We start from the raw sequence: 6,550 nt of genomic DNA, 5'->3' as shown, positions 1-6,550 counted from the left end.
AACAAAGCGCCCAGTCGGAACGGAAATCAACCACACGTTATGGTGATGAGCCATATTAAAACAACTAATGTCAAAGCATATGTATTTACTAGAAAGGGAATCCATTTCGAAAGAATCTTTTCACGAAATGGATTCGTTTTAATTAAAAGGTAGTAATTTGTTATACTTGCGGTATTAAGAAGTAGCATCGGAGGTTACGCTGTTGATTTTTTTGAAATTTTTAATCCAAATCATTGTTGTATCAGGGATTATTTATTTTGTAAGTGGTCGATTAATTGGTTCAAATATCAATTTTGTTCGTAGGGTTCTTTCTGTAGTCATTAGTGTGATCTTGACGTCCTTTGTTTACTGGTATTCTTATTTGCGCCATACAGATTTTTTATCCGAAACGGTGATGCAAACGGTGACAGAGGTCAGTACACTTATTTGGATTGGTAGTATGCTGCTAATTTCTATGCTGCTCTACCTTGTTTTTGAGCTTTTTGACCCAAGTGGTATTGCAGCTGGAGATCGTCGTAATGGCCAAAAAAATTTATTGTTGCGCCTTCGTAGCTACTGGCGACAACAAAAGCGCTTGCGACATGTGTTAAAAATAGCAGTGACAAATGGTGTTGTTCAAACGATTAAATACGCAAGACAACGAGAAAATGAAAAGGAGCTTGCAATTGCTTTAAGGGCTACTTTAGAGCAATGCGGTGGGATATTTATTAAATTTGGTCAGGTGCTTTCTACACGTAAAGAACTGTTTTCGCCCATCTTTATTGATGAGTTGGAGAGGCTACAGCATCGTGTGAAGCCTTTACCGTCAGAGCAGATAACTCAAATTTTAGAAGGAACACTTCCTAAGCCGGTGAATGACATCTTTGCAAATTTTCAAATGGAGCCTATTGCTGCGGCATCTATTGGACAAGTACATAAGGCACGATTAAAGAATTATGATGAAGTCGTGGTGAAGCTATTGCGTCCAGAAATAAAGGGGATCATGCGAGATGATCTCGATATTTTAGAGGAATTTTCCAATTGGCTAACAAGCAAGTCTTCATGGGCTGAGTCACTGGGCTTTCGGGAACTTGCTAGAGGATTTGCAGATGGATTACGCGAGGAAATTCATTTAGATATTGAGGTTCGGAATACATTGCAGGTGACAAATGCCCTTGCTAAAAGCGATTATAAGGTACGGATTCCAAAAATCTATACAGAATATTGTAATGAAAATATTATTGTTATGGAATATGTACGTGGGAAAAGTGTTGCGGATGGTACGGCTGTATTTAATAGTTTAAAAATTGATCGTATGCAGTTTGCGCGTACTGTTTTATATTCCTTCTTTGAGCAGATGCTCTTTTCGGGTATTTTTCATGCAGATCCACATCCAGGAAATATCCATATTGATGAGATAGATGGCACACCAATCCTGCTTGATTTTGGTGCTGTTGGTCGTTTGGGAGCTACACAACAAGAGGGCTTAAAGCTATTTTTAATGGGGATTCAGCTAAATGATTCAAGTATTTTATATGATGGCTTAACACTATTGATTGAAAATGCTGATCATGCAGAACGTGCAAAGATGGAACAAGCAATTGATCAAATCTTGTTGAAAATTTCTTACGTGGATCGAATTCCAACAGAAGAATTAATACATGCGTTATTTACGGTTGTTCGTGATTTCGGTCTTGCTTTCTATCCTGCAGTAGGTTTAGCGCTAAGGTCACTAGTAACATTGGATGGGACATTGCGGGTAATTGATTCGAGTTTTGATATTTTTACGGAAGCAAAAGATTTTTCATCCGCGTATATGCGGGCATCTTTCCTGAAGCCATTTAAAGAACCGATGGCAACAAAGGAACGCTTGCAAGAAGAACTATCCATGCTTATTCCGACATTACGCAAAATGCCAAGACGAGTTGACCAGCTTATTCAACGGGTGGAGAGCGGGAAAATTATTTTACATCACGATGTTTTTTCGGATGAGCATAATGCTCGTTTTATTACAAATCTGTTTTCCCAGTTGGTCCTGCTTCTTGTTGGTATTACCTTTGGCATTATTTCTGTAGCACTTTTAGCAATCGCACAATTTATTCACGCTTCATATGCCGTTTACTTAAATACAGCTGCATACATAGGTTTATTTTTGTGTGCTATTCTTTTAGTTCGGCTTTCTATTCAAGCGTTACGTTCTATGAAGCAATAGGTAGGGGAGATGTTCCCTTACCTTTTTTTATGTTCATAACGTTCTCGTGAAATATTACAAAAACATTACAAATTATTGGGTGTGTCTAATAGAAAAAGAGTTAAAAGGCTTATTTTGTAGAAAAAAAAGCTATTTTAGAGAATTTTTCAGAATTTACGTGAATGTTACAAATATATTTCGAGTTTTACTAAACGATTAAAAAGGTGTGAAATAGTATAAAAGTTATGCTAATAATGCTAAACTTTAAAAGGCTAATATAAATATAAGAAATTACAAAAAAAATCGTTCAATTGATTACATTAAAACTACAAGAGCGAAATTGACTAATGAAGGGAAAGAAGTTAAGTGGGTAAGCGCAATAAATGGCGTAAGTCGGTGGTACTAGCATTAGCACTAGCTGGTGGCTTATTATTTAACACAGTTCAACCAACAGAAGTACACGCAGAAGAAACATCTCAACAAATGATTGATAAGAAAGCTAAAATAGATGCAGAAGTTAAAAAGCTTCAAGAAGAATTAACAAAACTACAACAAGAGATCGATGAAAAAGTAAAAGTATTTAACAAAGTACAAGCAGATATTAAAGCAGTTGATACAGATATTAAAGAAACTGAAAAGCGTATTGAGCAACGTTCAAAAATTTTAAGTGAACGTATGGCTGCGTATCAAGCACAAGATGACACTGTGGGTGTTTACTTAAACGTTGTTCTTGAATCAAAAAGCTTTGCAGATTTAATGGACCGTGTCGTAGCGGTAAAAACATTAATGGATGCTGACCAAGAATTAGTAGATCAACAAGAAGCAGATAAGGCTAATTTAGAGAAACAAAAAGCAACATTAGATGAAAAACAAAAAGAGCTTCAAAAGCAATTCCAAGAGCTTCAACAAAAGGAAAGCGAAATGGAAGTAAAAAAAGCTGAGAACGAAGCAAAATCTTTAGCATTAAAGGCAGAAATCGCAACGAAAAAAGAAGAAGAACGTTTAGAAGTAGAACGTAAAAAAGCAGAGGAAGAAGCAGCTCGTTTACGTGCACTTCAATCAGCTACTCCAGTTGTACAAGCAACAAATGGCAATGGTAACGATAGTGGCTCTGACAAGGATAGTAGCAATAGTAATAATGGTAACAAAGGTAATGCACAAAAAGTTGTTGTTGGGTCTGGCGCAGGAACTGCATCTTCAGGTGATGCTATTTCAACTGCGAAGCAATTCTTAGGTAGCAGCTATGTTTGGGGCGGTAGTAGCCCATCGACAGGATTTGACTGCTCTGGTCTTGTACAATGGTCTTACGCGCAAGCAGGTGTATCTTTACCTCGTACAGCATCACAACAATATTTAGCAACACAACGTATTTCAGCAAGTGAAGCACGTGTAGGTGACTTAGTATTCTTCAGCTATGGTTCAGGCGTAGCGCATGTAGGTATTTACTTAGGTAATAACACGATGATTGATGCACAAAATAAAGGTGTTGTCATTGAATCACTTGATTGGTGGAATCAATATTTAGTAGGCTTCGGACGTATTCAATAAGCCTTACATTATATAGACGATTTAAATAGCAAAAAGGTTATCTTTGTAATGAAAAAATACAAAGATGACCTTTTTTGTTTGGGGATGATTGAATGGGTGTTTATTTAAAATGCTATATTTTAAAATTCAGCTTGATAATACCTGTTTCTTTTAATGCAATAAAGAAAATAATGACAAAAGGACCTGCGAGTAAACCGATCACACCAAATAACTGAAGACCAATAAACATTGCAATTAATGTAGGTAAAGTTGATAAACCGATATGGTCACCCATTAATTTAGGCTCGACTACTCGACGAATAATGAGTAAAATAGCAGCTAGGATGAATAATTTTACAGCAATAGATATATTTCCTACCAATAGGTGATAAAGCCCCCATGGCGCTAAAATAATAATAGAGCCGAGGAAAGGAATAATATCAATTAGCCATATAATGATGGTCATCGTTATTGCATATTTTGGTTGGATTAGTAGGAGGCCAATAAGTGTGACGCCTCCAATAACAAAGCTAACGAGTAGATGTGCCTTCATATAGCCGAAAATAGCACCCTTTAAACGATTCAAGACGATTTTCAATTTATTTGCAGTACTAGGCTTTAAATATTTATAAGTAATCTGTTTTAACTTGGGCAAATCTAGCATAAATAGAAATAGAGCAATCATATAAACGAGAAGACTGATAAATAGGCTTGGGATTTCAGCGAAGAAGGCTGTAACTTTAGTATAATTAAAGAAGTTTAAAAAAGATTCTTCCATTTTCTTTATGAAATCCATTGTTGTATTTTGAAGCGAGGTACTTACTTCGGGAGGAAAGTCTTCTGTGTATTTAGAAATGTTTTCTTGCATGTTGAGCCACATTTCTGATAGTTTTGAAATATAATAGGGAGCTTGCTTTGAAATTAAAATTATTTGCGACATAAGTTGTGTAATAGTAAAGTAACAAATAATAGAAATTAAAATAACGCTCACTATATAAATAAAGGCAACTGCAATTTTCCGAGACATTTTCCATCGCCGTTTAAAGAACATAACAATTGGCTCTAAAAAAAATGCGGTAACACCAGCTAATATTATGGGAACGGAAACCGGGATAATAAAATATGCGGCTACGATTAAAGAAATAATCATAATCATTCTAAAAATTAGTTTCCTAGTATTAATTTTATTCATAAACTCACCTTCTTTTACGCAAAGTAAGTTAAGTGTACCATAAAAAATTATAATATTATTACGGTCTGAAACAATAAAGGTAGGGATGGAATCATGGAAAAAGAGATTATGCAACTTTTTAGTAATTTAACAGAGCGTGATCGCGATATTCAATATGAATCTTACGAAGAATTGATGAAAATAATGGAGGAACCAGTTGATTGGACATATGCAGTTTGGGAACAGCTTGTTAAAGCTCTTACATACAAAAATGGACATATTCGTGCAAGCGCTGCACAATTTTTATGCGCATTAGCAGCGAAAAGTGATCCGGAAGAGAGAGTATTAGAAGACTTCTTGAAGATTTGGGCAGTGACATATGATGAAAAAACAGAAACTGCGAGACATACTTTGCAGGCAATTTGGAAAATAGGTGTAGCAGGGCAGGTACAAAGAGATTTAGTCGTTTCATATTTGGCAAAAAGATTCCAAACATGCTTAGACGAAAAGAATCCGAAATTAATGCGCTATGATATTATTTTATCTTTTAAAAAGCTATTTGATGAGACGAAAGACCCGAAGCTACTAAAAATTGCGGAGCGTTTAATTGAGGAAGAACAAGATGTTAAATGCAAAAGAAGATATAGGAAAGCCATCCATTAAAATTCGTGGAATGGCTATTTTTTGTGAAAATTCTTTCATTAATAGAGAAATAGTTTATAATATATCCAGGCGTGTTGGGCAGGGAAAAATAGGAGTATTCTTGACCGGTAATAGGATTTTTTTTTGTTAAAATTTTGCTAATGTATGTCGATGCCCTTAGCGGAAAATATTGTCTTCTAACATGATTAATCAACACACCTCATAATATATGAAAAAATAAAAGGAGTTAAACAATGAGCATTTATAATTATTTAGTAAAGAAGCCAAATGGTGAAATATTATCAATGGAAACTTATCGAGGGAAAACGCTGTTAATTGTTAATACAGCAAACAAGTGTCGTTTTACATATCAATTCGAAGACTTACAAAAAATGTATGACAAATATGGGAAAGATAATTTCGTCGTATTAGGTTTTCCTTGTGATCAATTTGATAATCAAAATCCTGAAGATGGCGAACAAACTACACACCTTTGTAAAATCAACTATGGTGTAACATTCCCAATTTTTGAATTGGTGCAGGTAAATGGAAATGCGACACACCCATTATTCAATTATTTAAAGCACGAGATAGATTATCGCGAATTTGGCAAGGCAAGTATGCAGGAAAAAATGTTAGCAGAAGCAATTATCCAAATTGCGCCTAGTTTTTTAGATGGTCGTAACATTCGCTGGAACTTTACGAAATTTTTAATAGATACAAATGGTAAAACAGTTGCCCGCTTTGAACCTACAGATTCACAGCTTGATATTGAACAAGCGATTGAAAAAATCCTATAAAATAACCTTGAATCAATACTAAAATCCGTTTTTGATTAAAAAGTTGGTTGATGAAAGCATATGAGTAGAGGGAGAATCAGACTACGTTTACACGTCCTTCCGCAGCGGAATGTGCAATCAAGTACATATTTTTGTAAAGATCTTCATTTTTAAATCTCGTGAATTCAGAATAGAGAATGATTTTGTCAGGTGTGTTGATTAACCATTTTTATCCACCCTAATTAAATTAGAAGGATCTGA

5 protein-coding genes are annotated in these 6,550 nt (G+C 35.1%); 4 read left to right on the top strand and 1 reads right to left on the bottom strand.

From position 1 onward, the window contains the following. Nucleotides 1–202: 202 nt before the first annotated feature. Nucleotides 203–2,191 carry an ABC1 kinase family protein gene (locus QRN68_RS17075; protein ID WP_285398113.1) on the top strand — a complete coding sequence of 663 codons (1,989 nt, stop codon included), beginning with the start codon at nt 203–205 and terminating at the stop codon, nt 2,189–2,191. A gap of 345 nt (nt 2,192–2,536) precedes the next feature. Then, nucleotides 2,537–3,718 (top strand): C40 family peptidase, encoded by a 1,182-nt coding sequence (locus QRN68_RS17070; RefSeq protein ID WP_285398112.1) that lies wholly within the window; start codon nt 2,537–2,539, stop codon nt 3,716–3,718. A 112-nt stretch (nt 3,719–3,830) separates the two neighbouring features. Here QRN68_RS17070 and ytvI read toward each other — a convergent pair whose 3' ends face one another. Continuing rightward, nucleotides 3,831–4,889 carry a sporulation integral membrane protein YtvI gene (gene ytvI / locus QRN68_RS17065; protein ID WP_285398111.1) on the bottom strand — a complete coding sequence of 353 codons (1,059 nt, stop codon included), beginning with the start codon at nt 4,887–4,889 and terminating at the stop codon, nt 3,831–3,833. Between the two features lie 93 nt (nt 4,890–4,982). Here ytvI and QRN68_RS17060 point away from each other — a divergent pair, with 93 nt between their 5' ends. Beyond that, nucleotides 4,983–5,531 (top strand): hypothetical protein, encoded by a 549-nt coding sequence (locus QRN68_RS17060; protein ID WP_285398110.1) that lies wholly within the window; start codon nt 4,983–4,985, stop codon nt 5,529–5,531. A gap of 233 nt (nt 5,532–5,764) precedes the next feature. Beyond that, nucleotides 5,765–6,310 carry a glutathione peroxidase gene (locus tag QRN68_RS17055; protein ID WP_285398109.1) on the top strand — a complete coding sequence of 182 codons (546 nt, stop codon included), beginning with the start codon at nt 5,765–5,767 and terminating at the stop codon, nt 6,308–6,310. Nucleotides 6,311–6,550 lie beyond the last annotated feature (240 nt).

This window comes from Lysinibacillus sp. fls2-241-R2A-57, from assembly GCF_030209535.1.
Classification (GTDB): Bacteria; Bacillota; Bacilli; order Bacillales_A; family Planococcaceae; genus Lysinibacillus.
Note: the sequence above shows the minus strand (reverse complement) of the source record. Positions and strands in the feature narration are given on the sequence as shown.

Coding starts and splice junctions, on each gene's coding strand:
- ytvI (WP_285398111.1), bottom strand. CDS start 4,889: ATGAATAAAATTAATACTAGGAAACTAATTTTTAGAATGATTATGATT.
- QRN68_RS17060 (WP_285398110.1), top strand. CDS start 4,983: ATGGAAAAAGAGATTATGCAACTTTTTAGTAATTTAACAGAGCGTGAT.
- QRN68_RS17055 (WP_285398109.1), top strand. CDS start 5,765: ATGAGCATTTATAATTATTTAGTAAAGAAGCCAAATGGTGAAATATTA.